The organism is Georgfuchsia toluolica, assembly GCF_907163265.1.
Classification (GTDB): Bacteria; Pseudomonadota; Gammaproteobacteria; order Burkholderiales; family Rhodocyclaceae; genus Georgfuchsia; species Georgfuchsia toluolica.
The window spans coordinates 3,118,854-3,144,624 of record NZ_CAJQUM010000001.1 but is presented as its reverse complement, the minus strand read 5'-3'; the positions used below and the strand labels follow the sequence as shown (position 1 = coordinate 3,144,624).

Below are 25,771 nucleotides of genomic sequence, written 5' to 3'. Positions count from 1 at the left end.
TGGTTAACTGATCCCTCACACTCGTATTTCAGTTCCATTGCGCAAGTCACACCGCAACTCGGAGCCTCGGCCGCCTGTAGCCTCTGTCTGTCCAACGGCACAGGTCGCCGATATCGGCAGCCTTGTCAGCAACAATCGTGCGCCCTATCTATGCATTCCCGCAGCGCTTACCCGATCCATTCTGTGCCCCGGCCAAATTATTATGCATATTCAGGGCGAGGCATACTTCCTCCTTAACTTGCAGAATGCCTTATATTCTTCTTTATGTCAACGCATTCGTTTAATATTTCAACTAGTATGTTTATTTTACAACATTCTTGCTCTGGCTGGCCTGTAGTCCAGTCTTAGTATCGCGAAAGCATTATCTGAGTTGGGCCACGCTGTGGATAACGCAGTCATCATGCTGCGATGCTAGAGCCGGCCCCAGGAATTCGGACAGGGAGATAAGTGATAGCTTTGCTCAACCCACGGCCCGGCAGGGCCATGAAATGGAGCAGGAGCATGGCAAGAAGGAAACGGCCGAATCACTCCGCCACGTTTAAGGCACAAGTGGCGATAGCGGCGTTGAAGGGCGACAAGACGCTGGCGGAATTGGCGCAGTAATTCGATGTCCATCCCAATCAGATCACGGACTGGGAGAGCCAATTGTTGGAACGCTCGGCCCAAGTGTTCGGCGACAGCACGGCGCAGGCTGGAGATATTCAACACCGACCAGGGCAGCCAATTCACCAGTAACGAATTCACCGGGCTGCTCAAGGGACAGGGCATTCAGATCAGCATGGATGGCAAGGGCTGCCGGCGTGACAACGTCTTTGTCGAACGATTGTGGAGGAGCGTCAAGTACGAAGAGGTCTACCTCAAGGCTTATGACTCGGTATCGATCGCCAAGACCAGCCTGGGCACCTACCTGAATTTCTACAACACCCACCGGCCGCATCAGTCGCTTGACGGCAACACACCCGATACGATCTACTTCACCGGTCTGCCGCAGGAAAGCATCGCAGCATGATGACCGCGATATCCACCGCGCATCCCGCCTACGGTCTAAAAGGACCTTCGGCGGGCCGCACCGTGGATAACGCTACACCGCAAGGCTCCACTTATCTCCGTGGAAATCCTGTCCAATCAAACGGGGCCGGCTCTCTGAGCTTCCAGATTCAGTTCAGGGCTGTAGCTAGGCAGATAGAAGAATCAATCTTGTCTTTGCGCTCGTCCACCCCTTGATGGCGTTTGCTGTTAGTCGTAGTAATAGAAGCCACGCCCATTTTTCCGCCCAAGATATCCCGCAGCAACCATTTCCTTCAAAAGTGGCGCAGGTCGATACTTTTGGTCATCAAAACCTCGACAGAACGATTCCATGACAGAAAGAAAGGTATCTAGGCCAATCAGGTCGGCCAAAGCTAATGGCCCGATCGGATGATTGCAACCCATTTTCATACCAATATCAATGTCCTCAGCACTAGCCAAACCTTCCTGCAACGCAAAGATTGCCTCATTAATCATTGGGCAAAGAACACGATTGACCGCGAAACCCGGACTATTTTTTGCAGTGATCGCGACTTTCCCAATAACTTTTGCAAAGCTTTGTATGCGCGTCAAAGTAGAAGGTGACGTTTGCATTCCAACAATCAACTCCACAAGCGCCATCATTGGTACAGGATTGAAGAAATGAATACCAATAAATCGTTCAGGGTTTGATATCGTCGCCGCCAGCTCAGTGACAGAGAGCGATGAAGTATTTGTTGCAATTATTACCTCCTTGGAAACTTTCGCATCGATCTGCTTAAGGATTCGCTTCTTAAGATCGAGGTTCTCTGTAGCGGCTTCAATTACCAAACAACAGTCGTTGATTGCAGCGTAGTCCGTAGTGCAGAATATCCGCGCAAGAATTTCATTCTTCTGCGCGAGCAACAACTTGTCTTTCTTAACTAATCGATCAAGGCTTGCGGAGATAGTATTTAGGCCGCGTCCGGCCGCTTCATCAGATACGTCCAACATGGTGACTTCGATACCAACCATCGCGCAGACCTGTGCTATTCCGTTGCCCATCGTACCGGCGCCGATTACTGCAATTTTCTTAAATTCATTATCAACCATGCCCTGCTCCATTAAACACCCAACAGCTAAAGCTGGTGGGTTTGAATTGCGGACTTAAAGTCCGGATATGCTTCACCTAAACGACGCGTCTTACTCGGATTCCATTTTGAAATCGTCATTCTGCTTTGGCTCAAAATGATCTTCCAAATACTTTTTTGGTCATTTCTTTCATCATTCGGGTTAATGTGGCACAGAAATACCCACTCGCCCAAAATGCCGACCCTAGTACTTCTTCCTTCAGTGCGGAAAAATTCTCAAACAGCTTGCTCGACATGTCCCCCTTGACCGCCTCATGACCTCGCTTGGCGCCATATTTCGGCGGTCGACTCGCCAGAATATGCACGTGATCTGCATTTCGTCACCCATGCAAAGTGATGCTCAATAGGAAACACCGTGAGGCTCGGGTATCTGTACCGTCGCATGACATCATTCCTCCCTAAGCAGGTGGAGCCGGAACCAAACAGGTTAAGGTAATCGGTAGAGGACGAGCGATGGCGAACCTGCTTCGTTCCGCAGTTTCAGACCATCCCTGCTATGACATACCCAAAATGACAATTTCTTCGGCAATTCTGTCAAGACTTCATCGATAAGAGGCTATTCAGTTTGCCACTTGCCCTCCTCGATAAGTTTGTCAGCGATATTCTTGGTAAGCTGCAACTTATTGATTTTTCCCGTGGGGTTCAGTGGCATTTCCGGAATCAGCTCTATCCTTTCCGGAATCTTGTATCGCGAAACCTTATGTTGGTTGAGATAGTCTGCAACCTCCTCTTGGGTGAGTGCCTGTCCTTTCTTGGTAACAATGTAAGCGCATACCCGTTCACCCAGCCTGGCATCGGGCATGCCTACCACCGCGACTCGATCAATCTTTGGGTGAAAATGCAGCAGGTTTTCAGTTTCCAGGGGGTATATCTTGGTGCCACCCCGGTTAATCATTTCCTTCTTTCTCCCGGAGAGATGCAAATATCCTTGATCGTCAAGATATCCTGCATCACCGGTAAAAAACCAGCCCTCCTCATTTCTGGTCTGTGCAGTAAGTTCAGGATTCTTGAAATATCCAATGAACAGGGAAGGCCCACGGAAACAAATTTCACCAACCTCACCTAAGGGAACTTCCTTTTCCCTGGTCTCGTCGACTAATTTAATTTCCGTTCCAATCATCGTCCGCCCAACGGTCGAAAACATCTTTTCGTCCGTATCCCACAGAGTAGAACCCATGGTATGAATTAGATTTTCACCTTGGCCGTAAGCGTTAACAACATGACAGCCAATTTCATCCCTAAGCTGTTTGACCAATTTGGTGGGTACCTGAGAACCCCCGGTAAAACACATGCGAAGGGATTTCAAATTATCAGCAACATAATTTGCGTGATTTAGCGTACCAATTAGATGTGCCGGAGTCCCCTGCATGTAGGTGATTTTCTCTTTTTCGATAAGCCGCAGAGATTCCGCCGGATCATACTTTGGTACAAATACTATTGTGCCGCCGGACAAAACGGAAAAATAGGTGATGATGTGCCCGAATGTATGAGTCATAGGGCTAAAGGACAGGAACACATCCGTGTCGCGAAAGCCCAAGACCTTGGCAGTACGCCCACTATGGGCAACTATGGTGTTATGTGTGTGGAGAAACCCCTTTGGATTACCCTCTGTTCCACTCGTGAAATTGAGGAGCAGCGTGTCATCAGCGTCAATCTGTTCTTCCTTTGCAGATGTCTCATCGGAGGATCCGGTCTCACACATTTCTTCAATTGAGTAGAAGTCATTTCCGCTTATACGTCCGCCCACTGTCAGCACTGAGCGTAGGTGGGAAAGTTTGGGTCTGATCTCCTGAATCATCTCCATATAATTGAAGCCACTATATTCTGGCGATATGACGACAGCGGATGCTTCGCAGAAACGCAATTGAGATTCAACCTCGTAGCTCCGGAACGGCATGTGAATTGGCTGGATTATGGCGCCAATCCTTGCTAGGGCTATTTGAAGGTAGGTAAACTCAATACAGTTAGGCAACTGAACGGACACCACCATCCCACGGTCAATGCCAATTCGCCGCAATCCCGCCGCAAGCCTATCGGTTGCTCTTTTAAATTCTTTATACGTCACGACCCTGTCATCTTGGATCAGGGCCTTTTTATCAGGGAAGTTGCGGACGGCTTCTTCAAAACTGTCATTCAGTGTTTTGCCAGGCCAGTAACCTTTTTGCCGAAAGTTACTGATTAGCTCAGGTGAATTGAATGTTTTATAATCTATCATCATATTATTTACACAATCTCGGCGGCCAGTAACGGACGCGGTGTTAAGGTACATGATTCTCGGAACGCGTCCGGACGAAAAGAGTCGTTAGCGTGATGCCATGGTATGCGATTGAAACCAGCTTAGATGCTTGTCGGGTGGGCAAGCAGCGTGATTTCTTGCCATACTCCAAACTTGACAATGGCTCATTATTAGGCAGCGTGACAATAACTTACGATGTCATCCAATTTTGAGCTGGTACCAAATACTCTTGCGATACCGGCCTCCTTCAAGAAAGGCTCATCTTGAGGTTGGATGAATCCGCCCAAGATCACCTTGATATTGGCCGCTCCATTTTTACGCAAACCGTTTACCACTCGCGGTGCCAAAACCATATGTGCATCGGCAAGAGAGCTCAGACCCACGATATCTACATCCTCTTGAATAGCGGCCGACACTATCTGCTCAACCGACTGGTGTCTTCCAGTGTAGATAACCTCGATCCCGGCATCCCTGAGAGCCATAGCTACGAGCACAATACCGCGATCATGGCCATCCAAGCCCGCCTTAGCGAGCAAAATCCTTTTCCGTTTACCTTTTTCCACGTTCACAGACTCCAAGTTAAAGGAAGCTGGGTTCCTTATATTCACCCCAGACCTCCCTCAAAACATCACAAATTTCTCCATACGTCGCATAAGCCTTAACCGCATCCAGCATCACAGGCATCATGTTATTATTTGCCGTTGCCTCCGCAATGGCCATTGCTTTAACAGCAGCGAGTGCCTTGGTTACTTTTTCGTTGTCTCGGTTGCGCTTCAATTCGTTAACAGCCGCAACCCGATGTCCTTCCAGTTTAGGGTCGGCACGATAAACGGTGGTTGGAGGCTGGTCCTCATCGTTGTTCTGGAAACGGTTTACCCCTACACGAGTGATATCACCTCGTTCAAACCGTTTGTGCAGGGCCATTGCGTCTTCAGCCATGACCCTGCGGAAATAACCGCTTTCTATGCCAGCGAGCACACCGCCCTGCCGTTCAATCCGTTCCAGCTCCTTGTTGATTCTTTCTTCCAACTCGAGCGTCAGTGACTCAACGAAGTATGAACCACCCAATGGGTCCACAGTATCCGCTGCGCCTGATTCATAGAAGGCTACTTGCTGAGTTCTAAGCGCGGTAATTATCGCCGCATTTGTCGGAATCCCATACTGTTCATCATAAGCACGGAGATCGCAAATCTGGACTCCAGCCAAGATCCCCACTAGAGCAGTGATCGCCCCGCGGGCAATGTTGTTTAAATACTGCTCCCTGTACATGTCTGTTCCACAAGCACCTCCCAGGAATTTCGCAGCCATAGAGGAAGGCTTTTTGGCATTAAACCGTTCCTTTAATACTCGCGCATAGATCTTTCTCATCGCACGATATTTAGCGATTTCCTCGAAGAAATCGTGATGGCCTATACCACCAAGGAACATGATGCCAGGAGCGAGGGTATCGATATCCAGTCCGCGATCCGTAGAATATTGATAATAGGCGAAAGCATTAGCAAGCGCGAAAGCAATATGATGAACAGGATGTGCGCCGACTTGTGCTGGGTGATTAAAGCTCACCGTCATTGGCATGTAGTTCGGAAGATGCTCACCGCAATAGGCTACGGTGTCAATGGCTAACCGCATCCCGGGGGCTGGCGGAAAGACATAATTGCCGCGGGACGTGTATTCCTTGAGAATGTCATTTTGGCAAGACCCAGATAATTCGCTAAAGGGTATGCCCCTCTTTTCGGCTAGTGCAAGATGACAAGCCACCGCCGTAATGGCCATCGCATTATTAACTTGTGAAACTACTGTTTTTCGGATGTCTATGCCGTCAAATGCGACCTCCCAATCTCGCAAAGAACACATGGAAATACCCACCCGGCCTACTTCACCTTCTGCCATCGAATGGCCTGGATCGTAGCCAAGTTGAGATGGTAGATCATAAGCGACATAGACTCGGCTCTGTCCAGCTGCTAGTTGCGTTTTCCAGAGCGTATTGGTTTCTTCGGGAGTAGGGCGCCCGGAATATTGCGACGAATTCCAGACGCCATCACGATACCCAACAGGGCTTATTGAGCGGGTAAAAGGATAACTGCCGGGGAAACCCAAATCCTTGAGGTAATCAAAACCTTTCTCGGCGAGATCAAGTGGGGTGTAAATACGTCCAACCGGAATCCCGGATTCCGTCGCAAACTGTTTTGCTTCCTTTGCGAATTCCTGCCGGTTTCCTGATTCCCATTTGTCCATCGCGGACCTAATGTCTTGCAGACATTTTTTATCAAACATGGGTTTGCAACCTTTCATCTAATATTGTTTGTTTACAGCAAAGACAAAAACGTCCGCCTAAGAACCACGACCGCACAAGAACCACTCACAGTATTTTTCATGGCGGATTGCCTAACCCATTCCGCTTCCACCATCGCCCATAACGCACAACTAGCTTTCAAGCGAAAAACCTTCCTTTGTTGATAGGATGCACCACCTCATTCGATAAGTCAACACGTACGTTAAATATATCAACACTGTTGTTTAATTTTAGCTACAATATTTAAAGTTTGCTTTATTCAACGGTTGATTAGCGAAGAACGGCGGAGGGAAGTGAAAATGGCATGGACTAACTGGGAAAGATTTGCTGGTGAAGAGTTTTCGGACATCATCTATGAAAAGAAGTGGCATAAGGTTCTGCTGGGTGGGATTGCCCGAATCACAATCAACAGGCCTCATAAATTGAATGCCTTCACGGACAAAACCATGGAAGAAATGTTCCATGCCTTTTACGACGCCAGTCATGACAAATCGCTTGGAGCTGTGATATTGACTGGCGCGGGGGATAAGGCTTTTTGCGTCGGCGGAGACATGGTTTGGGAACAAAAAGGGCTTAGGGAACAGTTTTACTGGCGGTTCCCTCCAAATCAGCTAATTTTGATGTGCCGCAAGCCGGTGATTGCGATGGTGAGGGGCTACTGCATCGGCGCTGGCAACCACTTGGCTTACATGTCTGACCTAACGATAGCCGCTGAAAACGCTATTTTTGGCCAGAATGGACCCAGGGTCGGCAGCCCTGCGGACGGATACATTCCAGCCTATTTGACCAGGGTCGTAGGGGCGAAAAAGGCAAGAGAAATCTGGTTGCTATGCCGGAAATACAAAGCGCAGGACGCCTTGGAAATGGGCTTGGTCAATGCCGTTGTTCCATTGGATAAGCTGGAAGAAGAGGTAGATAAGTGGTGTGAAGAATTATTAAGCTTAAGCCCCGGTTGCGTAGAAATTCTTAAAGCGTCCTTTGACGCAGACATGGATCACATGACTGGCGCATATGGCAAGCAAAGCAGGTTGCTCTATCCGGACTGGTTCGATATGGCGGAGTGCCAAGAAGGTTCGGCGGCCTTCCTCGAAAAACGGAAACCAAACTTTTGGGGAAAACGCCTGGAAGCCGATGACAAGGAATAAGTAAGACGGCCCGCATTGATCGGTGGGGCTGATGTGTCGCCTTTTGCTTGTTGTTACGTCAGCTCATCGATGCAACAGCAGACGCCGAGGGCCGACCTCGAAGGCAATTGTTTGATTAACTTGGGTGGGTGACGTCATGAAACTTGAAGGAAAGAGAATCATCGTAACTGGAGGTGCTCAAGGCATTGGTGAGTCGGTGGTGCGCGCTTATGTTGCCGAGGGGGCTACTGTGGCTTCTATGGATGTCAATGACTCCCTTGGCCAGAAAGTAGCAGCGGAGGCGAATCAGCACGGGCCTGGAAGTGCCAAGTTTTACCACTGCGATGTGGCTAAACGCCAAGATGTCGAGTCGGCCTTTGCTGCAGCGATTGACAAAATGGGCGGGCTTAATGTGATGGTGAACGTTGCGGGTGTGTGGCGAGGCATGCCGGCAGCAGATGTTACGGATGAGCTTTTTGATTTGCTTTATCGCGTGAATGTACTGGGGACGATTTTGACAAACCAGACGGCCTTCAATGCGATGCGTGCTGCCGGTACCGGGAATATCATCAACTTTGGATCAGAGGCAGGGTTCACAGGTGAATTGCAGAACGCGACCTACGGTTCGACAAAGGCAGCAGTTCATACGTGGACGCGCACTGTCGCCCGTGAATGGGGGCCTAGCGGGATCCGAGTAAACGCAGTGCTTCCATACGTGGTGACACCGATGTATGCGGCATATCGTAAGGCGATGACGCCGGAAGCCCTGGCGGCTCATGACGAAGAGACTGCGAAGGCCATTCCGCTCGGTGGTAAGTTCGGGGACTGCGCCCGCGACTTGGCGCCCGTCATGGTGTTCTTGGCCAGCGATGCGTCACACTTTATTACCGGTCAGCTCCTCCCAGTCGATGGCGGTCTTGTTTCGGTCCGATAGTCTGGAAGACCTGGCGCGCACCGGCGGACATTGTCGATCAATTCATTTAGAGCTGTATTTATCGACTAGATAGAGGAGTAACCAAGATGGGAAGAGTATCCGGCAAAGTGGCACTCGTTACGGGCGCAGGACGCGGTCAAGGTGAGGCTATAGCCTATTTGTTGGCCAAAGAGGGCGCAAAAGTCATCGCAACCGATATCAATTTTGACAACGTCAAGAAGGTCGTCGCCAAGATCAATACGGAGTTCAAGGAAAGTGCTATTGCCCTTCATCACGAAGTTGCTTCAAAAGATGAGTGGGTGAAGGTAGTCGAAGAAGGCGTAAAGAAGTTCGGTCCAATTACGATCCTTGTTAATAATGCCGGAATATTGGCACCTTGTACCTACGATCTATTAACGTATGAGCATTGGCAAAAGGTCATGGACGTCAATGCGTGGAGCCAGTTTGTCGGAATTCAGACAGTTGTCCCGTACATGAAACAAGCCGGGGGCGGATCGATTATAGATTCAGCATCTCTCTCGGCAATCAATGCCTGCGGACGATTCTCTGCATACACTGCGAGCAAAGGCGCTGTCGATGCTTTCTCCAGAGCGGCAGCCATTGAATTGGCGCCATTCAATATACGGGTGAATTGCATCGTGCAAGGGGTAATCCACACGCCTATGCTAGACGAAGTATGGCCAACCAAGGAATCCACGGCCGAAGCCCTGGCTGCACAGCCATTAGGCAGATTTGGCAAAGCCATCGACATAGGCTACCTTGTTGTGTATCTCGCCAGTGACGAGTCATGCTTCACAACGGGCAGTTCCCAGGTCATTGACGGTGGACTCTCGGTTCAAGGTGGGGTTAGGCCTGTACTCGAACGGTAACGCGACAGCACCAAACTTCGCGCTTGCTCCCCGGGGCAAGCGCGAAGGTCGAATCGCCACTAGCGACCAGACAATTACCTGCCTTCGAACTTGGGGGGACGCTTTTCCACAAATGCCGCAAGTGCTCCCTTGAAATCCTGTGTATGTGTACAAGCCAAGAAACTGTCGCGTTCGGCGTCTAGCTGCGTGGCAAGATCGCAGTCCAGCGAATTCCTGATCAGTTTCTTGATGCGTCCGAACGCCTCGGTTGGCCCGTTGGCAAGCCGCTGGACCAGTTTTTCGGTTTCCATCTGCAGGTCTGCGGCCGGAACAACACGATTGACAATGCCAAGCTGTAATGCCTGCTTTGCATCGAGCGTTTCGCCTAGCAGCGCAATTCCTAGCGCTTGTCGCAAGCCGATCTGTCGTGGCAGATTCCATGAGCCCGAGCAATCGCAAGCGGTACCCACGTTGGCGTAGGCAAGAGTGAATCGGGTACCTTCGGCCGCTATCGCCAGGTCGCAAGCCAGCGCAAGGCTAAAGCCTGCGCCAGCCACCGCACCATGGAGACTAGCCACTACCGGCGCACGCACACTGGCAAGCAACTTGATCGCCGCGTGCATATGCTCGATCAATTCATTTGCCACAGCAGTCGGATCGCTGCGCATCTGCACCAGATCACCGCCAGCCATGAACGCCCGCCCTTCGCCTTTGATCACTACGGCACGTACTTCCGCGTCCGCAGCAATTGCCTGGCAGGCCGTCAAGAAAGCCTTCGCCGTAGCGATATCCAGGGCATTCAGGGCCTTGGGCCGATTGAATTGAATGCGGGCTATCGCTCCGTTTTTCTCATAGATCAAAGGCAATTGGGGTTCCATCGCTTGCGTTCCTTATGTTGTTTCAACTGTTAAAAACGGGAGGCTCACGCCGACTCGGACGCGTGCATCGCACAATCATGGGCAGATCCGGTAATACAACGCATACTCGAGACTGGCTGGATCCTCGATCACGGCGTGTGATGATAGTGCGTCAGGTGCCCGCAACCGGGGTGATAATAATGGATTGATGTGCGCGTCCGAATGCTCCTTGTTGGTCCGCGAGAATGCCGCTCACCAGGGCCATCCCCAAGCCGGCCGTCTCAATGTCTGCATCTAGCAGCAGCCATTCGCCTACGGGCTCGCGGAAGACATGCATCGTCAAGTCGAAGTTCGGATAAATCCATTTGCTTCGGTCTAGCGGGCCGCAGAGCGAACTGCCGAAATCGCAAAGGCACATCGCGTGCGCTAGTGGCGAGGCTGGCTGCCCTGGAAACAGATCCGCGCCCATGCGCATCCACACGGCTATGCCACCGGGACGCTCGCTTCCAGGCACTGATCGCAGTTCAAAACTACGCGGAAGGTGTGAACGCGGCACCGCCTGCGACTGCTCTGGGCCGGGATAGCTTCGCAGTGGCACAGGCGTCGGACTCTTGCTGATGCGAATGCGTACCACTGTCATGTCTGCGACTTCGCGTTTCTCATGAATCAGCGTGGCCCGCAGGATTTGCAGCCTTTTCCCTTCGTGAAGAATCGCGGTGCGCCATTGCATTGGCACCATAGGTACCGGCCGCGTCAAGTTTAGGACGAAGCGCGTGCTCAACATTGGGGCTAGCGTTGGTACGTCCTCAATCAGGGCACAAAGCAAAGGGCTGAGTGCGTGACCACTTTGCATACCGGCGGCCCAGCCGCCAGCTGTCGCCTTGTGTGGCACAACCCAGTCACCATCTTTTGTGTAGAGCGCGTAACGGGAGCCGCCACGGTCGCGTTGGCTCTCATGCTCCGCCATCCGCGTCCTCCATCTTTACTGTGCGTATGAGGCAACAGGCGTCTGTAGCTAACAAGGTGGAGACTTTAACGCCGCTATCATGCGACACGCTCGCCGCCACCTCGTACTGGTCCGATCCGAATGTGCCGGCCTATTTCAGCCTGCCGCCTTCTTCAGGCTGCCGCCCATACGGAAATAAGGTGCGACTGCCTGATCCCTGTCATGCAAGGCTTTGCTGAGGCCCTTGTTCCGCCGTTCCTTCAGGAAATTGAACTCGCCTTTCTCCAAAGACATGTTCGTGCACCAGCCATGCCCGACCCAGCCAACCATCGTGCCGATGCCTTTCCCCCGCGCTTCCATCATCATCTGGATATTGGCCTTACCCATCATGATCCCGTCCAGGGGCATTAGCGCAATAGCCTGACAGTAATCAGCAACCCACTGTTCCAGCTCTTCGCGGGGAACAACCTTGGCCACGAAACCCGCCTGCTCGGCCTCCGCGGCGGTAAGCGCGCGCATCGTCAGCATGACCTCCTTCATCTTCTTGATGCCGAGGTTTTCCAGCCACAGATACATGTTCTGCGGTCCGCAGCCCAGATAGCGGAATGCCGGGTGGCCAAACTGGGCATCAGGGCTAGCAATAACGATGTCACTGGCCAGCGCCAGCTGCATATGCGCCCCGTAGCAGTAACCATGTACCTGGCATACGGTGGCTTTCAGACATTCCGTTGCCACGCGCTCGAAGGCACCGAACACAATGTTCCGGTCGGGCAACATGCGCTGCCTTTGCGTAGGGCGTTGCCTGCCGTCAACCGATTTGCCATCCTTGTAGCCGATGTAGTGACCCAGCTCCGAGGCATTCGCCCCCGTGCCAAAACACGGTCCGTTGCCCTTGAAGACAATGATCTTCACATCGTTGTCGGCTTCCGCGCGCTTGATCAAGTCCCCGACCAGTTCCAAACCGGCAACCGGCAGGCCGTTGAGCGCTTCGGGCGCGTTGAAAGTAATGGTAGCGGTGTGTTTTTCCTTATCGGTAGCGTAAAGCACCTGTTTCCCAAGCTCAACTTCGTCAGTTAACATTGCCTCATCATTCCACTGCCCCGCCAGTAGCTCTGCTTCGCGTTTCTTCGGCATCTCAATTCTCTCCAATCCCAGTTGTGTCCTATCACCGTCCCGTTTAAGTGCACTAAGGCTTTGTCACCCTGCCACCTGCCATCAGTGCTGCTGGCTGCAAAACGGTCCGATATCCGTCGGCTCTATGAACGCCGTTATTTATGATACCACAGCGTCAACTAATGTGTTGAATAATTGAACGGCCGCGTTGACGTGGCGGCCGATTGGCGTCAACCAATCTAACCAGTCTTTAACATCCCTCTGGCATAATAGACAGATTTCGGAATTTGCACAATTGCAAGTCATTGATTGATAACGGCTCACGTGTTTTGAATCGTTTTGCTGTGCCAAAGCGTTCACGGGCCTTAAGACGGAGGTCCGCCGCCCATCCGGCTATGGCCTTGTGGCCGCGTATGCCGCACAGAATGGCACCTGCGGCGATGGCGAGTACGACCGCAAGCCGTTAACGCCACCCTTGGGCACGACGCGGATCAGGGGTGTCGTTACAGAAGTCGGGCAGCGTCCACATCTGTTCGGCAATGAGAATGACCTTGGATTCTACGGTAAGTTGAAGGTGCGCCCGGTCGGGCTGCGTCAAGTGTTTCTGTGGATGATGACAGAGCGGACAAACAAAAACCCGCTTGGTGGGCGTCGACTTCTGAACTATGGCCGTCCCGGGTGCGGCGATAGTCTTGGGTCAATCCCAGTTCAATCCAGTTCGCGGCGCGATAGACCTCTCCAGGAAGCGCAGTGGATTGACAAAGGTCTCGAGCAGCAGCAACGGATGACCAAAACTGGCCTACCAATCCGCGCCAATCCGCCGTTCGGCCAATGACAGTACCCGCGAACCCACATTCGGCCGGTACCAGTCGGGCAGAATCAGGAAACGACTGTTGTTGGCGATCAGATTGAGCCGTCCGTACTGCGAGCGAATGTCCCACCCGATCCAGCGATCACGCACCCCGCATTTCAGCGCAGCTGCCGAGAGGCTCAGTTGCGCGTCCCAAAGCTCGCTCCAGGTCGCGACGTACCACACCGTTCGCCAATCTTCGGAGCGCACCCAGATTGTGGTGACGCGCTATCTGCGCTTGATAACGACCTTCTTCGCTGCGCTCGACCTGGCGCACTCGAAGTTCCCTGACGTCTTCGCTGGTGAATTCCGCCAATTACATCTGACGATGTATATAGAAAATCTTTGGCAATGTTCAGCTTTATTTGTTAACCCGTTGCTTTGGCATATGATGATTCTCAGGAGGACGAATTCACCCTCCTGAAATGCCAACCATTCGACCACGTCTGTCCCATATTGGCACAATTCTCCATGAATGAACTCGACAAATACTTCATGCAGTGACACTGAACCAACATGCAGAAAACCCCATCGATTGCTTACAACTTGTCGGGTTGGATGGATACCTCACCCGAGGTGCGCCCTGCCGTAAATGATAACTGGCAATCGCGGCGCGAATTGGCCGCAGCGCTACGGCGCTTGAACACCGCTGTGCTTACACGGGATGTGCCGACCGAATTGCTGCAATCCGTCACGGCAACGATGCAGGCGGAGGCTGCACGTATCGAAGCAAATGAAGTAGTGCCGGGCACCAAGGCACAGGCTGAGCGCAATTCCACTCAACATGGTCAGCTTCCGGACATATTCTACGAGATTAATCCCGCATCCGGACAGAGCAATGCCATCGCGCCACCCATGCACATCTGGCAGACCGATGGGCGCGTGCATGCGTGTGTCACACCCAGTTGGAGTTATGAGGGCCCATTCGAACATCTGCATGGCGGCATAATCGCCCTGCTGTTCGATCAGGTGCTCGGAGCCGGCCAGCGCATCACCGGTGTCGCAGGGCGTACCGGGACGCTGGAGATTCGCTTTCACCATCCAACGCTGCTCAACAAGACATTGCATCTGGTTGCAAAAGTAGATCGGGTTGTGGGCAGAAAGAAATTCATGGTTGGCGAACTATGGGCCGATGATGTGCGCACCGCTAGTTGCAAAGGGGTGTTCATCTCGGAAAGGAACTGGCCGGACGCCATCGCATAATCCATGTGGTTTGCACTTTCTTGTCAAAAAGTACCCCAATTTTGGATTGGATGGATATTTGTGCTTTTTTCGATATCCTGATTATTCCGATAATCAGGTATCTCGATGTTGTGCACTTAGCAATGGTCACATAGTGTGAATTCGCTGACGTGGAAAAATGCCGATCGGCGTAACTTCCGAGGCTATGGCCGGTGACCTGCGCTTAGCCGCCGTTTGACTTGCTCAACGCCACCGGCTGCAATGGCCGATAACCAGCCAATCCCCCACTTGACTTCCCGCCCCACCAGAGCGTCCATCGTGCTGTCTCCACAACAGTCCAAGGACGCATATGCACCAGAAACTCCGTACTACCAAGCAGCAGCCTTCATCGCAGCTCATTGCCAATCTGACTGGCTTTTCCACGCTGGAACTGCGCGCACTCTGGCGCTCTCAATTCGGATGCGATCCCTTCACCAACCGCCCTGACCTTCTGATCGTCTGGCTCGCCTATCGGCTCCAAGTCCAGGAATTCGGCGGTCTGTCCCGCATCACCCGTGCACGGTTGGCTGACATCGCCAGCGACGTCGATGCCGGCAAACAACCGGCGTTCGCCGCCGTGCCCCGCATCAAGCCCGGTACCCGGCTCATTCGCGGTTGGAAGGGTGATATCCATGAAGTGACCGTCGTCGATGGCGGTTTTCTCTATCGGCAGGTCACCTACGACAGCCTCTCTGAAATCGCCCGGCTGATCACCGGTACCCGCTGGTCCGGACCCCGGTTTTTCGGGCTAAATCGGTCCAGTGCAGCTACTGCCGGAGACGAGCAATGACCGAACGTAAAGTCGTCGAACGTACCCTGCGCTGTGCCATCTACACCCGCAAATCCTCTGAGGAAGGGCTGGAACAAAGCTTCAACTCGATTGATGCACAGCGGGAGGCCTGTGAAGCCTATGTCGTCAGCCAGCGCCATGAGGGGTGGAAGGTACTACCCGCCCGCTACGATGATGGTGGATTCTCGGGGGGAACACTGGACCGGCCCTCTATCCAACGGCTGATGGCGGATATCCAGTCAGGACTGGTCGATCTGATCGTGGTCTACAAGATTGACCGGCTGACCCGGGCACTCTCCGACTTTGCCAAGATGGTCGAGGTCTTCGATGCCTATAACGCCTCCTTCGTCGCCGTCACCCAGCACTTCAATACCACCACTTCCATGGGCAGGCTGACCCTGAACGTCCTGCTGTCGTTCGCCCAGTTTGAACGGGAGGTCACGGGAGAGCGGATACGCGACAAGATCGCCGCCTCCAAGAAGAAGGGCATGTGGATGGGGGGGGGCGGTACCGCTGGGCTACAAGGTGATCGACCGCAAGTTGATCGTCCATCCCGAGGATGCCGAACAGGTGCGCATGGTGTTCTCTCGCTACCTAGCCTTGGGCGACGTGCGTTCGCTCAAGCTGGAACTGGACAGAAAAGGCATTCTCACCCGGACGGTGGTGAGCGCCGGCGGGCGCATGTCAGGTGGCGTGAAATTCTCTAGAGGGGCGCTGTACCGAATCCTCGGCAATCGGATTTACCTGGGGGAGATTGTGCACAAGGGCACCATCTATGCTGGCGAGCACGAAGCCATCCTGGACCGGGAAGTCTGGGAATCGGTCCAGGAACGGCTGCGTTCCAACAACGATGGTCGCAAGCGCGGAATCAAGGCCAAGGAGTCCAGTCTATTAGCCGGATGGGTATTTGATGGGGATGGGCGTCGACTGATTCCGACCCATACCACCAAGAAAGGAAAGCGCTATCGGTACTACATCGCCTGGCCAGCTATCGATGAAACAGGCAATCAGCCAAAAGTGACGGTACCGGCCCACGATCTGGAGTCCACCATCCTAGGGGCGCTCACCCATTGGTTACGAGATGTCCCCACACTATTGGCCGATCTCCATTTGAAACGACGGTCGGCAGCAGTGCAGGAAGCCATCCTTGCCAATGCCAGATCATTGGCCAAGTCAATGGAAGAAGCCGAGCCTAAGGCGTTGCGGGGAATGTTGATGCCGATCATGGAGAAAATCATCGTCGGTAGCGACCAGATCACCGTTGAGCTACGACGCACAGGCATCAACGAAGTACTGAATATCGGGACAACTTCAGCCAATGTCGGAACAGCGAAGACTGATAAAGCCGTGGTGTTGAAGATTCAGGCGAGTATGCAACGTGGTGGCCTGGAGATGCGGCTAGTAGTGAACGAGGAGTGGGGCAAGGTCGAAACCGTTTCACATGACTGGGCACTGATCAAGGCAGTGGCACGCGCGCATATCTGGATGGAGAAACTGGTCAGTGGTGAGATCGCCTCGATCATGGTCCTTGCCAAACAGGAGAACATGACTGATGTCTATGTGCGGCGCATTCTGCGATGCGCGACGCTGGCGCCAGACATCGTTGAAGCCATATTGGAAGGTAGGCAACCAGCGGATATAACGTTGACACGGTTGACAACGAATCAACCGATGTTGTGGGCGGAGCAACGCACCAAATTCGGGATGGGAATTGCCCCGTGAATATGCCGATGAAGCCAACTCCCTAAATGGGGTCGGGAGACACTCGGGGGATGGAGGGCACAAGTGCCCAGAGATTTCGGTCTCCGCAGTTGGCTATATTTCGCGGTGGCGCGCCACAGGCGCGGCTTCGTGGTCATTCAACGAGAGAGATTCTAATAATGCAGACTCGTTGGCGGAGAGGGTGGGATTCGAACCCACGGATGCCTTGCGACATCGCCTGATTTCGAGTCAGGTACATTCGACCACTCTGCCACCTCTCCGGGGCGCGGATTTTACCATCCAGTATGGCCGTTTGGCGCCGTTCCGAGCCGTGGCACAATGCACCCCGTCTTCGTTACGACGGTAGCCGCATGGGCCGCTCGGTGAACCACGCTGTCGCCCGCCTGTTGGTTGTGCTCGCTTCCGCTTTGCTGGTCGCGTGCGGGCGCATTGAGCCTCCCGAAAAAAGCGGCGAACTGGTGATCGGCATTATTGCGGGGCCGACCACCTATCAGGATGATGCCGCTGGTATCAGCGGCTTCGAGCACGATCTGCTGGAGGGCTTTGCCGCGGCGCTGAAACTCAGGACCCGCTATGTCGCTGTCAAGGATCCGGACGCCCTGTTCAAGAAGCTGCGGGCAGGCAGAATCCACCTTGCCGCGGGCGTCCCGATCGACGGCAATCAGGAACTGGTTTTCTCCGCGCCGATACGTGAATCCAGGCAGGTACTGGTCGGCAATGCCGACGACCTGTCGGTCGATAGCGATCCCATCGATCTGACCGGGCGCAGCATTGAAACCCTGCTCGATTCGCCGCAGGCCGAGACGCTGCAAAAACTGGCCGGCACGCCGCCACGCTTTACCATCGTCGAAATCGCCGTTGGCTCGGAGCGGGAACTGCTGCAACGCGTGGCCAATGCGAAAAGCCATCTGGCAGCGACCGACATGCTGAATTATTCCCTGGCGTTGAACTACTATCCCGACCTCGCCATCGTGCAGGAACTGCCCGACCAGATTCGCTGCGGCTGGGCATTCCTGCCCGAGTATGCGTCGTTGGCGCAAAAGGCCGACGCGTTCATCGCCGCCGCGCGCCAGAATGGTTCACTGGCCCGGCTACAGGATCGCTACTTCGGCCACATCCAGCGCATCAAGGCCGATGGCGTCGCAAGATTCATTAACGATATCCGTACCGTACTGCCGCGCTATCGGCAACAGTTCCAGACAGCCCAGGCAGAGAGCGGCATCGATTGGCGCCTGATCGCCGCAATGGCCTATCAGGAATCGAAGTGGGATCCGCTTGCCACCTCATTCACCAATGTGCGCGGCATGATGATGCTGACGGAAGATACGGCGGATCGCATGGGCGTGAGCAACCGGCTTGATGCGGGGCAGAGCATTCGCGCCGGCGCGCGCTACCTCGCCGTGCTGATGGAGCAACTGCCCGGAGAGATTATGGAGCCCGATCGCACCTGGCTGGCGCTCGCCGCTTACAACCTCGGCATGGGACATCTCAATGGCGCGCGCACTTTTGCCCGGCAGATGAAACGCGACTCAGGCTCATGGTACGACATGAAGAAAGTGCTGCCGCTGATGTCGCAACCCGGGTATTACTCGCGCCTGAAAAGCGGCCCGGCGCGCGGGGGCGAAGCCGTCGTCATGGTGGAGAACATTCGCAACTACTACGACATTCTGAGCCGGCTCGAACCGCCCTGGCAGCCGACGCCAAAGCTGTCGCTCAGCCTGCGCTGATTACTCTGCGCTGAGTTTTTCCAGTCCGCCCATGTAGCTGCGTAATGCCGACGGAATGGTCACGCTGCCATCGGCGTTCTGGAAGTTTTCCAATATGGCCACCAGGGTGCGGCCGACGGCGAGGCCGGAACCGTTCAACGTATGCACCAGCTCCGTCTTGTTCTTCTCGTTGCGGAAGCGCGCCTGCATGCGCCGCGCCTGGAAGGCTTCGAAGTTGGAGCAGGAAGAAATCTCGCGATAGGCGTTCTGCGCCGGCAGCCAGACTTCGAGGTCGTAGGTCTTGGCAGCGGAGAAACCCATGTCGCCGGTGCACAAGGCCACCTTGCGATAGGGCAGTTCGAGCTTTTGCAGGATAGCTTCGGCATGGCCGGTGAGCTGTTCCAGCACCTGCCACGACTGGTCGGGATGGACGATCTGCACCAGTTCCACCTTGTCGAACTGGTGCTGGCGGATCATGCCGCGCGTATCGCGGCCGTAGGAACCGGCCTCGGAGCGGAAACAGGGCGTGTGGCAGACGAACCTGAGCGGCAATTTGTCCAGCGCGAGGATTTCGTCGCGCACGATGTTAGTCACCGGCACTTCGGCGGTGGGGATCAAATAGAACTTGCCGCCGTCGCTGCGCGGCACCTGAAACAGGTCTTCCTCGAACTTGGGCAACTGGCCGGTACCGCGCATGCTTTCCGCATTGACCAGATACGGCACATAAACTTCGGTGTAGCCATGCTCGCCCGTATGCACGTCGAGCATGAACTGCGCAAGCGCCCGATGCAGGCGCGCAATGCCGCCCTGCAACAAGGCGAAGCGGCTGCCGGCTATTTTCGTTGCGGTCTCGAAATCCAGTCCCAAGGACGCACCAACATCGACATGGTCCTTGACCTCGAAGTCGAATGTGCGCGGCGCACCCCAGCGCAACACTTCGACATTGCCGTGTTCGTCCTTGCCCATCGGCACGCTGTCGTGCGGCAGGTTGGGAATCATGGCGAGAAAGTCGTTATAGCGCAGTTGCAGGACGGCAAGCTTGTCTTCGTTGGCTTTCAACTCATCGCCGATGCCGGCGACTTCGGCGAGCACTGCCGAAGCATCCTCGCCCTTGCCCTTGAGCATGCCGATCTGCTTCGACAGGGTATTGCGTTTCGATTGCAAGTCCTGCGTGTACGTTTGCACCTGCTTGCGCTCGGTTTCAAGCGCTTCAAATCTGGTGCTGTCGAATTGCACCCCGCGCGTGGCGAGACGTTCGGCAACGTGGGCAAGATTGCTGCGAAGGAGCTGGATGTCGAGCATGTTTAAAAACCTATTTAGCCACAGAGGACACAGAGATCACAGAGAAAAGCGTTTGATGCCATCTACGAGTCTGGACTCACCGAAGTTGATGAGCAACCCGCGTTTCAAGCCCGAGACCCTGAGATAAGAAAGTAATTGTGCTGTTGCCACGTCTGGCAAGACACGCAGCGATTTTAATTCGACGACTACCTCATCCGCCACCAATAAATCCAAACGCTGCCCAGTAATCAGTTTGTCTTTGTAGCGAACTTCAATTTCCACCTGCCGCTGGAAGCCCAATCCTCGTAGCGCAAACTCATGACACAGGGCCTCCTCATAAATAGCCTCCAGCAATCCTGGCCCAAAAACACGATGCACCTCAATCGCGGCTCCAATAATCCTTTCTGTCAGATCGTCCGCCATGATTTGCTTTTCTCTGTGTCCTCTGTGACCTCTGTGGCTATTTGCCTTTGATTTTCGCTTTGCGATCCAGCTCGCGCAGATGCGCCAGCTTCTCGGCGATTTTCTGTTCCAGTCCGCGCGGCGTCGGCTTGTACCAGTTTGGTTTGGTCATGCCTTCGGGCAGGTAATTTTCGCCCGCGGCATACGCTTCCGGTTCGTCATGCGCATAGCGGTATTCGCTGCCGAAACCGAGTTCCTTCATCAACCTGGTTGGCGCGTTACGCAGATGTTCCGGCACCGGCCGCGATTTGTCCTTGCTGATGAACGAGCGCGCGGCATTATAAGCGAGGTAGGTGGCGTTCGATTTCGACGCGATGGCCATGTAGATCACCGCCTCGGCCAGCGCCAGTTCGCCTTCGGGCGAACCGAGGCGCTCGTAGGTTTCCACCGCATCGAGCGCGATGCGCAGCGCGCGCGGATCGGCGAGGCCGATATCTTCTGATGCCATGCGGATAATGCGCCGCCCCATGTAGAGCGGGTCGGCGCCGCCGTCGAGCATGCGCACCAGCCAGTAGAGCGCGGCATCCGGATCGGAGCCGCGCACCGACTTGTGCAGCGCCGAGATCTGATCGTAAAAGGCATCGCCGCCCTTGTCGAAGCGGCGCAGATCGCTCGCCAGCGTGGCTTCGAGAAAGCTGTTGTCGATCGTCGCCACGCTGGCGGCATGCGCGGCGGTGCGCAGTTGTTCGAGCACGTTGAGCAGGCGCCGCGCATCGCCATCGGCATAGCCGAGCACGCGCCCGCGCGCATCGTCGGCGAACGCAAGCCCGGGAAATGCCTGTTGCCGGGCGCGTTCGAAGAGTTGACCGAGTTCCGCTTCGGAGAGGCTCTTCAACACATAAACAGCGGCGCGCGACAACAGCGCCGAGTTCACCTCGAAGGACGGGTTCTCCGTTGTTGCCCCGATGAAGGTCAGGGTGCCGTTCTCGACATAGGGCAGAAAGGCATCCTGCTGTGCCTTGTTGAAGCGATGCACTTCGTCGACGAACAGGATCGTGCGCCGGCCATGCTGCTGAAATATCATCTCGGCCTGCTGCACGGCTTCGCGGATGTCCTTGACGCCGGAGAACACCGCCGAGATGGCGACGAAATCGGCATCGAAGCTGTGCGCCATCAATCGTGCCAGCGTGGTCTTGCCGACACCGGGCGGTCCCCACAGGATCATCGAGTGCGGCGTCTTCGATTCGAAGGCCAGGCGCAAGGGTTTGCCCGGGCCGAGCAGATGCTGCTGGCCGACGACTTCGTCGAGCGTCTGCGGCCGCAGCAATTCGGCCAGCGGCGCATGCGCCGGGGTTGCGGCAGCGAAGAGATCAGCCATTTTGTAAAAAACCATTAGTCACAGAGGACACAGAGTGCACAGAGAAATTCAAAACCCCGTTGCGTCGGTGCCCTGGTTTCCTCTGTGATCTCTGTGAACTCTGTGGCTGCATTTAACTTGAATCACTCGCCTGCCACGTCAGCGCCCTTGGGTGGCACGAAGCGAAAGGTAGTGGCCGGCAGATCGGGGTTGCTGGTAAAGCGCGTGAAGCGCAACAGCGTGATCTGGCCGAAGTTATCCTGAATTTCCATGGTGCGCGGTTGATTGCCAACGAGACCGATGCGAACGAGCTCGAAGCTCGCATCCTGCGCCTTGGGAGTGGCCTCGACATACTCGATACCGTCGCTGGCACCCGCATCCTTGAGCACGAAGTTTTTGTCGAGAGACTCGCCGGCGAGCAAGGCAGCGGGAGTCGTACCCAGCGCCTGGCCGATTTTCTTGACCGTGACCTGATTCAGATCCTGATCGTAGCTCCAGAGTTTTTCGCCATCGCCGACCAGCAACTGGGCATAGGGTTTTTCATAGGCCCAGCGGAATTTTCCCGGCCGCAGGAAGGCAAAGCTGCCCGAGGATTGCTGCGGCTTGCGTCCCGCGCGCGCAATGACGGTCTGGGTGAATTCGCCGCGCGCGGCATGCGCTTCAGTCAGATAGGCATGGAGTTGCTCCAGGCCGGATGCAAAAAGCAAAGGAGAAAAACCTTCGCAACAAAGGACACAGAGAACACAGAGAAAAGCGCGCATGGCTAATTATCGCCGAACTCACCGCGCGAAACGCTCAAATGGGCGTTATTCGCTGCGATCCGGCACCAGTACTTCGCGGTTGCCGGCGCCGTTCATGGGCGACACCATACCCGCCTGCTCCATTTGTTCGATCAGGCGCGCGGCGCGGTTGTAGCCGATGCGCAGGTGGCGCTGTACCAGGGAAATCGAGGGACGCCGCGTCTTGAGCACGATCTCGACGGCCTGGTCGTACATCGGATCGGCTTCACCGCCGCCAACATTCTCGCCACCTAGCGGATTGCTGGATTCTTCCGTCGGCGCCGTGAGGATGTCTTCGATATATTCGGGTGCCCCCGCCTTGCGCAGATAATCGACCACGCGATGCACTTCATCATCAGCGACGAAGGCGCCATGTACCCGCGTCGGCAGGCCGGTGCCGGGGGCGAGATAGAGCATGTCGCCCTGCCCCAGCAGCGCTTCGGCGCCCATCTGGTCGAGGATGGTGCGCGAGTCGATCTTGCTGCTGACCTGGAACGAGATGCGCGTCGGAATATTGGCCTTGATGAGGCCGGTGATCACGTCGACGCTCGGCCGCTGCGTGGCGAGGATCAGGTGGATGCCGGCGGCGCGCGCCTTCTGCGCGAGGCGGGCGATGAGTTCTTCGACCTTCTTGCCCACCACCATCATCAGGTCGGCGAGTTCGTCGATGACAACGACAATATGCGGCAGCGCGGCGAGCGGTTCCGGCGATTGCGGCGTGAGCGAAAACGGATTGCTGACATGTTCGCCGGCCTTTTCCGCATCGCGGATCTTGCCGTTGAAGCCGGACAGGTTGCGTACGCCCAGCGCCGACATCAGCTTGTAGCGCTTGTCCATCTCGCCGACGCACCACTGCAGCGCATTGGCCGCCTTGCTCATGTCGGTAACCACGGGCGCGAGCAGGTGCGGGATGCCTTCATAGATCGAGAGTTCGAGCATCTTCGGATCGACCAGGATCAGGCGCACCTCGCACGGTTCGGATTTGTAGAGCAATGACAAAATCATTGCATTGAGGCCGACCGACTTGCCCGACCCGGTAGTTCCCGCCACCAGCAGGTGCGGCATCCTGGCCAGGTCGACCACAATGGGTTGACCGGAGATGTCCTTGCCCAGTGCGACCGCCAGCGGTGAACTCATGCCGTGATAGGCCTTGGAACCGATGATCTCGGACAGGCGCACCGTCTGCCGCTTCGGATTCGGCAATTCGAGCGCCATGCAGGCCTTGCCCGGCACGGTCTCGACGACGCGAATGCTCACCAGCGACAGGGAACGGGCGAGATCCTTGGCGAGGTTCAATATCTGGTTACCCTTGACCCCGACGGCGGGCTCGATTTCATAGCGCGTCACCACCGGGCCGGGATGGGCCGAGATCACCTTGACCTCGACGCCGAAGTCAGCGAGTTTGCGCTCGATCAGGCGTGAGGTGAATTCCAGTGTCTCGTTGCCGGGCAGATCGTCGTCGTCGTGGTTGGCTTCGTCGAGCAGATGCAATGGCGGCAAGACACTGCCAAGCGCATCGAAGAACAGCGGCGCCTGGCGCTCTTTCTCGATGCGCGCGGCGGCCTTGGGTGCAACCGGCACTTCCAGTTCGGCGACCTCTATCTTGATGGGCGGAGGCGGATTTTCTTCGTATTTCTTGCGCTCGGTTTCAATCACGGCCTCGCGCTTCCCCGCCACCGCGCGGCCATAGCGGCGATCCAGCCATGTTTGCCACAGATTGCGCATCGCGGCCAAGGTGATTTCGAGCAAGGCGCCGGTGAGTTCGGCGATGCGCAGCCAGGACAGGCCTGTAAACACGGAGAGACCGGCTGCGAACAAGACCATCAACACCAGCGTGCCGCCGGTAAAACCGAGATATGTCGCTGCCAATTGGCCGATCTCGTGACCGATCAAGCCGCCCGGCGCCAAAGGCAATGGCGTTGAAATACTCCAGAAACGCAAGGTCTCGATGCCGGCACTGGCGACCAAGACGACGACGAAGCCGCTTAACGCAATCAGAAAAGGCCGTTTATCGCTATTGAACAGCCCCTCAAGACGGCGATAGCCCCAAGCCACGGCAAAGAACAGGAACAGCACCCACCACCAGGCCGAAATTCCAAAGGAATAAAGCAGCACGTCGGCCAGCCAGGCACCGAAGCGGCCGCCGGGATTGGCCACCCGCTCCAGCGGCGCGGCATGCGACCAGCCTGGATCGGCGCGGTTGAACCCCCACAGAATCAGAGACAAATAAGCCCCTAGCGCAGCCAGAAGCAACCAGCGCGCTTCATTCACCAGCGCGACGATTTTCTCCGGTAGCGGCGGATTGGCGGGGCTTGCGGAAACGGGTGGCGTAGTCACTTTAATATGGCTCAATTGAAACGTTTATACGGGCCATACTGATTGTTTTAGTCGCGCCGCGGCAAAAGCGGGCACATTAGAAACTGATTCCCATCTGTGTCCGGCCATCATGGCGCCAAGGAATCGAGTTTATCGTGAAGAACAATGCCGTCCTCCGCTTCCTCGATCAGGCCCTGTTGTTGCAGATCTTTCATGACGCGACTGACCATTTCGCGCGAAGCGCCGATCATTTTGGCGATGTCCTGCTTGGTAAGGGGGCGATGAATGATATTGCGGCCCTCGCTCTCTACCGCTGAATCGAGCAGCAGCCGCGCAACCCGGCCGTAAACATCGAGCAAGGCCAGGCTCTCGATCTTGCGGTCGGCGATGCGCAAGCGGTTGGCCAACCCACGCATGATGGCAAGCGACACTTCAAAATTATCGAGCAGCACCTGCTGGAAATCCTGCTTGGAAATCACGACCAGATCACTGGACTGAGTGGCGACAACAGTTGCCGAGCGCGGGTGATCGTCGATGGCGCACATTTCACCGAACATTTCGCCGCGACCAAGCATGGTGAGAATGACTTCGCGGCCTTCGCTATCCGATACCTGCACTTTGAGCTCGCCATTCAGAATGAAGTAGATCGCATTGGTATTTTCGCCTTCGCGCAGCACCACGCCGCCACGCGAAGCATGACTCAGGGAAGCAACGCGCGCCAGCGCTTCCAGGCGCGCCAAGGGCACGGATCCAAAAATAGGAAGTGACTGCATCACCGCAATCGATACGCCAACCATAGATTTTCCCTATCAGTATGATGATGCTCCAGCATCAACCCTGTCAGTATAATTGGCTTCTGAC

23 protein-coding genes, 1 tRNA gene and 1 pseudogene are annotated in these 25,771 nt (G+C 55.1%); 9 read left to right on the top strand and 16 right to left on the bottom strand.

Going from position 1 to position 25,771, the window contains the following annotated elements; translation table 11 throughout:
* Nucleotides 1-694: 694 nt before the first annotated feature.
* Nucleotides 695-1,009: pseudogene (locus K5E80_RS16840) on the top strand (transposase); the annotation flags it as partial.
* Between the two features lie 227 nt (nucleotides 1,010-1,236).
* Here K5E80_RS16840 and K5E80_RS14920 read toward each other — a convergent pair.
* The 5 genes from K5E80_RS14920 to K5E80_RS14900 all read right to left on the bottom strand — a co-directional run bounded on the left by K5E80_RS14920 (nucleotide 1,237) and on the right by K5E80_RS14900 (nucleotide 6,645).
* A complete protein-coding gene (locus tag K5E80_RS14920) occupies nucleotides 1,237-2,097 on the bottom strand; it encodes a 3-hydroxybutyryl-CoA dehydrogenase (RefSeq protein WP_220636905.1) in 861 nt (286 codons plus the stop codon).
* Nucleotides 2,098-2,227: 130 nt separating this feature from the next.
* Nucleotides 2,228-2,440 carry a transposase gene (locus K5E80_RS17240; RefSeq protein ID WP_425514544.1) on the bottom strand — a complete coding sequence of 71 codons (213 nt, stop codon included), beginning with the start codon at nucleotides 2,438-2,440 and terminating at the stop codon, nucleotides 2,228-2,230.
* Between the two features lie 251 nt (nucleotides 2,441-2,691).
* Nucleotides 2,692-4,353: a class I adenylate-forming enzyme family protein gene (locus K5E80_RS14910; protein WP_220636904.1), complete on the bottom strand. Its 1,662-nt coding sequence runs from the start codon at nucleotides 4,351-4,353 to the stop codon at nucleotides 2,692-2,694.
* Between the two features lie 188 nt (nucleotides 4,354-4,541).
* On the bottom strand, nucleotides 4,542-4,934 hold the full coding sequence (locus tag K5E80_RS14905) for a cobalamin B12-binding domain-containing protein (RefSeq protein WP_220636903.1): 393 nt from the start codon (nucleotides 4,932-4,934) through the stop codon (nucleotides 4,542-4,544).
* 16 nt (nucleotides 4,935-4,950) lie between these two features.
* Entirely contained in the window at nucleotides 4,951-6,645 is a 1,695-nt protein-coding gene (locus K5E80_RS14900; RefSeq protein ID WP_220636902.1) for a methylmalonyl-CoA mutase family protein, read from the bottom strand.
* 318 nt (nucleotides 6,646-6,963) lie between these two features.
* Between K5E80_RS14900 and K5E80_RS14895 the strand changes: the two genes are divergently transcribed.
* The 3 genes from K5E80_RS14895 to K5E80_RS14885 all read left to right on the top strand — a co-directional run bounded on the left by K5E80_RS14895 (nucleotide 6,964) and on the right by K5E80_RS14885 (nucleotide 9,591).
* A complete protein-coding gene (locus tag K5E80_RS14895; RefSeq protein WP_220636901.1) occupies nucleotides 6,964-7,809 on the top strand; it encodes an enoyl-CoA hydratase-related protein in 846 nt (281 codons plus the stop codon).
* A gap of 136 nt (nucleotides 7,810-7,945) precedes the next feature.
* Nucleotides 7,946-8,722, top strand: coding sequence for an SDR family NAD(P)-dependent oxidoreductase (locus K5E80_RS14890; protein WP_220636900.1), 777 nt, complete (start codon nucleotides 7,946-7,948; stop codon nucleotides 8,720-8,722).
* 86 nt (nucleotides 8,723-8,808) lie between these two features.
* Nucleotides 8,809-9,591, top strand: a complete 783-nt coding sequence (locus K5E80_RS14885; protein ID WP_220636899.1) for an SDR family NAD(P)-dependent oxidoreductase — start codon at nucleotides 8,809-8,811, stop codon at nucleotides 9,589-9,591.
* 74 nt (nucleotides 9,592-9,665) lie between these two features.
* On the opposite strand, the gene K5E80_RS14880 is transcribed toward K5E80_RS14885, so the two are convergent.
* The 4 genes from K5E80_RS14880 to K5E80_RS14865 form a co-directional block, all read right to left on the bottom strand.
* Complete coding sequence (locus tag K5E80_RS14880) at nucleotides 9,666-10,448, bottom strand: enoyl-CoA hydratase/isomerase family protein (protein ID WP_220636898.1); 783 nt, start codon at nucleotides 10,446-10,448, stop codon at nucleotides 9,666-9,668.
* A gap of 151 nt (nucleotides 10,449-10,599) precedes the next feature.
* Nucleotides 10,600-11,157, bottom strand: a complete 558-nt coding sequence (locus K5E80_RS14875) for a thioesterase family protein (RefSeq protein ID WP_343213252.1) — start codon at nucleotides 11,155-11,157, stop codon at nucleotides 10,600-10,602.
* A 372-nt stretch (nucleotides 11,158-11,529) separates the two neighbouring features.
* The gene (locus K5E80_RS14870; RefSeq protein WP_220636896.1) at nucleotides 11,530-12,507 is read right to left on the bottom strand and encodes an enoyl-CoA hydratase/isomerase family protein; all 978 of its coding nucleotides are present in this window, start codon (nucleotides 12,505-12,507) and stop codon (nucleotides 11,530-11,532) included.
* A 778-nt stretch (nucleotides 12,508-13,285) separates the two neighbouring features.
* On the bottom strand, nucleotides 13,286-13,522 hold the full coding sequence (locus tag K5E80_RS14865; protein WP_220636895.1) for a Druantia anti-phage system protein DruA: 237 nt from the start codon (nucleotides 13,520-13,522) through the stop codon (nucleotides 13,286-13,288).
* 330 nt (nucleotides 13,523-13,852) lie between these two features.
* On the opposite strand from K5E80_RS14865, the gene K5E80_RS14860 reads away from it, so the two are divergent.
* From K5E80_RS14860 to K5E80_RS14850, 4 genes are all read left to right on the top strand, one after another.
* Nucleotides 13,853-14,539 carry a PaaI family thioesterase gene (locus K5E80_RS14860; protein WP_220636894.1) on the top strand — a complete coding sequence of 229 codons (687 nt, stop codon included), beginning with the start codon at nucleotides 13,853-13,855 and terminating at the stop codon, nucleotides 14,537-14,539.
* A gap of 328 nt (nucleotides 14,540-14,867) precedes the next feature.
* Nucleotides 14,868-15,347, top strand: a complete 480-nt coding sequence (locus K5E80_RS14855) for a DUF2924 domain-containing protein (protein ID WP_220636893.1) — start codon at nucleotides 14,868-14,870, stop codon at nucleotides 15,345-15,347.
* The gene (locus K5E80_RS16835; RefSeq protein ID WP_246591003.1) at nucleotides 15,344-16,054 is read left to right on the top strand and encodes a recombinase family protein; all 711 of its coding nucleotides are present in this window, start codon (nucleotides 15,344-15,346) and stop codon (nucleotides 16,052-16,054) included. Before K5E80_RS14855 ends, K5E80_RS16835 begins: the two co-directional genes overlap by 4 nt.
* On the top strand, nucleotides 15,957-17,069 hold the full coding sequence (locus K5E80_RS14850) for a recombinase family protein (RefSeq protein WP_246591110.1): 1,113 nt from the start codon (nucleotides 15,957-15,959) through the stop codon (nucleotides 17,067-17,069). Before K5E80_RS16835 ends, K5E80_RS14850 begins: the two co-directional genes overlap by 98 nt.
* Before the next feature lie 170 nt (nucleotides 17,070-17,239).
* On the opposite strand, the gene K5E80_RS14845 is transcribed toward K5E80_RS14850, so the two are convergent.
* Nucleotides 17,240-17,329 (bottom strand) — tRNA-Ser (locus K5E80_RS14845).
* Nucleotides 17,330-17,353: 24 nt separating this feature from the next.
* On the opposite strand from K5E80_RS14845, the gene mltF reads away from it, so the two are divergent.
* Nucleotides 17,354-18,796: a membrane-bound lytic murein transglycosylase MltF gene (gene mltF / locus K5E80_RS14840; protein WP_220636891.1), complete on the top strand. Its 1,443-nt coding sequence runs from the start codon at nucleotides 17,354-17,356 to the stop codon at nucleotides 18,794-18,796.
* Here mltF and serS read toward each other — a convergent pair whose 3' ends face one another.
* The 6 genes from serS to K5E80_RS14810 form a co-directional block, all read right to left on the bottom strand.
* Complete coding sequence (serS, locus tag K5E80_RS14835; RefSeq protein WP_220636890.1) at nucleotides 18,797-20,077, bottom strand: serine--tRNA ligase; 1,281 nt, start codon at nucleotides 20,075-20,077, stop codon at nucleotides 18,797-18,799.
* Nucleotides 20,078-20,113: 36 nt separating this feature from the next.
* The gene (locus K5E80_RS14830) at nucleotides 20,114-20,479 is read right to left on the bottom strand and encodes a GxxExxY protein (protein ID WP_220636889.1); all 366 of its coding nucleotides are present in this window, start codon (nucleotides 20,477-20,479) and stop codon (nucleotides 20,114-20,116) included.
* A 37-nt stretch (nucleotides 20,480-20,516) separates the two neighbouring features.
* Nucleotides 20,517-21,836, bottom strand: a complete 1,320-nt coding sequence (locus tag K5E80_RS14825; protein ID WP_220636888.1) for a replication-associated recombination protein A — start codon at nucleotides 21,834-21,836, stop codon at nucleotides 20,517-20,519.
* A 122-nt stretch (nucleotides 21,837-21,958) separates the two neighbouring features.
* Nucleotides 21,959-22,576, bottom strand: coding sequence for an outer membrane lipoprotein periplasmic chaperone LolA (gene lolA / locus K5E80_RS14820; protein ID WP_220636887.1), 618 nt, complete (start codon nucleotides 22,574-22,576; stop codon nucleotides 21,959-21,961).
* A gap of 45 nt (nucleotides 22,577-22,621) precedes the next feature.
* Nucleotides 22,622-24,937 (bottom strand): DNA translocase FtsK, encoded by a 2,316-nt coding sequence (locus K5E80_RS14815; RefSeq protein ID WP_425514561.1) that lies wholly within the window; start codon nucleotides 24,935-24,937, stop codon nucleotides 22,622-22,624.
* Nucleotides 24,938-25,038: 101 nt separating this feature from the next.
* Entirely contained in the window at nucleotides 25,039-25,707 is a 669-nt protein-coding gene (locus tag K5E80_RS14810) for a Crp/Fnr family transcriptional regulator (RefSeq protein WP_246591001.1), read from the bottom strand.
* Nucleotides 25,708-25,771 lie beyond the last annotated feature (64 nt).

Coding starts and splice junctions, on each gene's coding strand:
- K5E80_RS14900 (WP_220636902.1), bottom strand. CDS start 6,645: ATGTTTGATAAAAAATGTCTGCAAGACATTAGGTCCGCGATGGACAAA.
- K5E80_RS14870 (WP_220636896.1), bottom strand. CDS start 12,507: ATGCCGAAGAAACGCGAAGCAGAGCTACTGGCGGGGCAGTGGAATGAT.
- K5E80_RS14810 (WP_246591001.1), bottom strand. CDS start 25,707: ATGGTTGGCGTATCGATTGCGGTGATGCAGTCACTTCCTATTTTTGGA.
- K5E80_RS14830 (WP_220636889.1), bottom strand. CDS start 20,479: ATGGCGGACGATCTGACAGAAAGGATTATTGGAGCCGCGATTGAGGTG.
- K5E80_RS14855 (WP_220636893.1), top strand. CDS start 14,868: ATGCACCAGAAACTCCGTACTACCAAGCAGCAGCCTTCATCGCAGCTC.
- K5E80_RS14875 (WP_343213252.1), bottom strand. CDS start 11,157: ATGCAATGGCGCACCGCGATTCTTCACGAAGGGAAAAGGCTGCAAATC.
- lolA (WP_220636887.1), bottom strand. CDS start 22,576: ATGCGCGCTTTTCTCTGTGTTCTCTGTGTCCTTTGTTGCGAAGGTTTT.
- K5E80_RS14910 (WP_220636904.1), bottom strand. CDS start 4,353: ATGATGATAGATTATAAAACATTCAATTCACCTGAGCTAATCAGTAAC.
- K5E80_RS14825 (WP_220636888.1), bottom strand. CDS start 21,836: ATGGCTGATCTCTTCGCTGCCGCAACCCCGGCGCATGCGCCGCTGGCC.
- K5E80_RS14885 (WP_220636899.1), top strand. CDS start 8,809: ATGGGAAGAGTATCCGGCAAAGTGGCACTCGTTACGGGCGCAGGACGC.
- K5E80_RS14895 (WP_220636901.1), top strand. CDS start 6,964: ATGGCATGGACTAACTGGGAAAGATTTGCTGGTGAAGAGTTTTCGGAC.
- K5E80_RS16835 (WP_246591003.1), top strand. CDS start 15,344: ATGACCGAACGTAAAGTCGTCGAACGTACCCTGCGCTGTGCCATCTAC.
- K5E80_RS14880 (WP_220636898.1), bottom strand. CDS start 10,448: ATGGAACCCCAATTGCCTTTGATCTATGAGAAAAACGGAGCGATAGCC.
- K5E80_RS14860 (WP_220636894.1), top strand. CDS start 13,853: ATGCAGAAAACCCCATCGATTGCTTACAACTTGTCGGGTTGGATGGAT.
- mltF (WP_220636891.1), top strand. CDS start 17,354: ATGGCCGTTTGGCGCCGTTCCGAGCCGTGGCACAATGCACCCCGTCTT.
- K5E80_RS14890 (WP_220636900.1), top strand. CDS start 7,946: ATGAAACTTGAAGGAAAGAGAATCATCGTAACTGGAGGTGCTCAAGGC.
- K5E80_RS14920 (WP_220636905.1), bottom strand. CDS start 2,097: ATGGTTGATAATGAATTTAAGAAAATTGCAGTAATCGGCGCCGGTACG.
- serS (WP_220636890.1), bottom strand. CDS start 20,077: ATGCTCGACATCCAGCTCCTTCGCAGCAATCTTGCCCACGTTGCCGAA.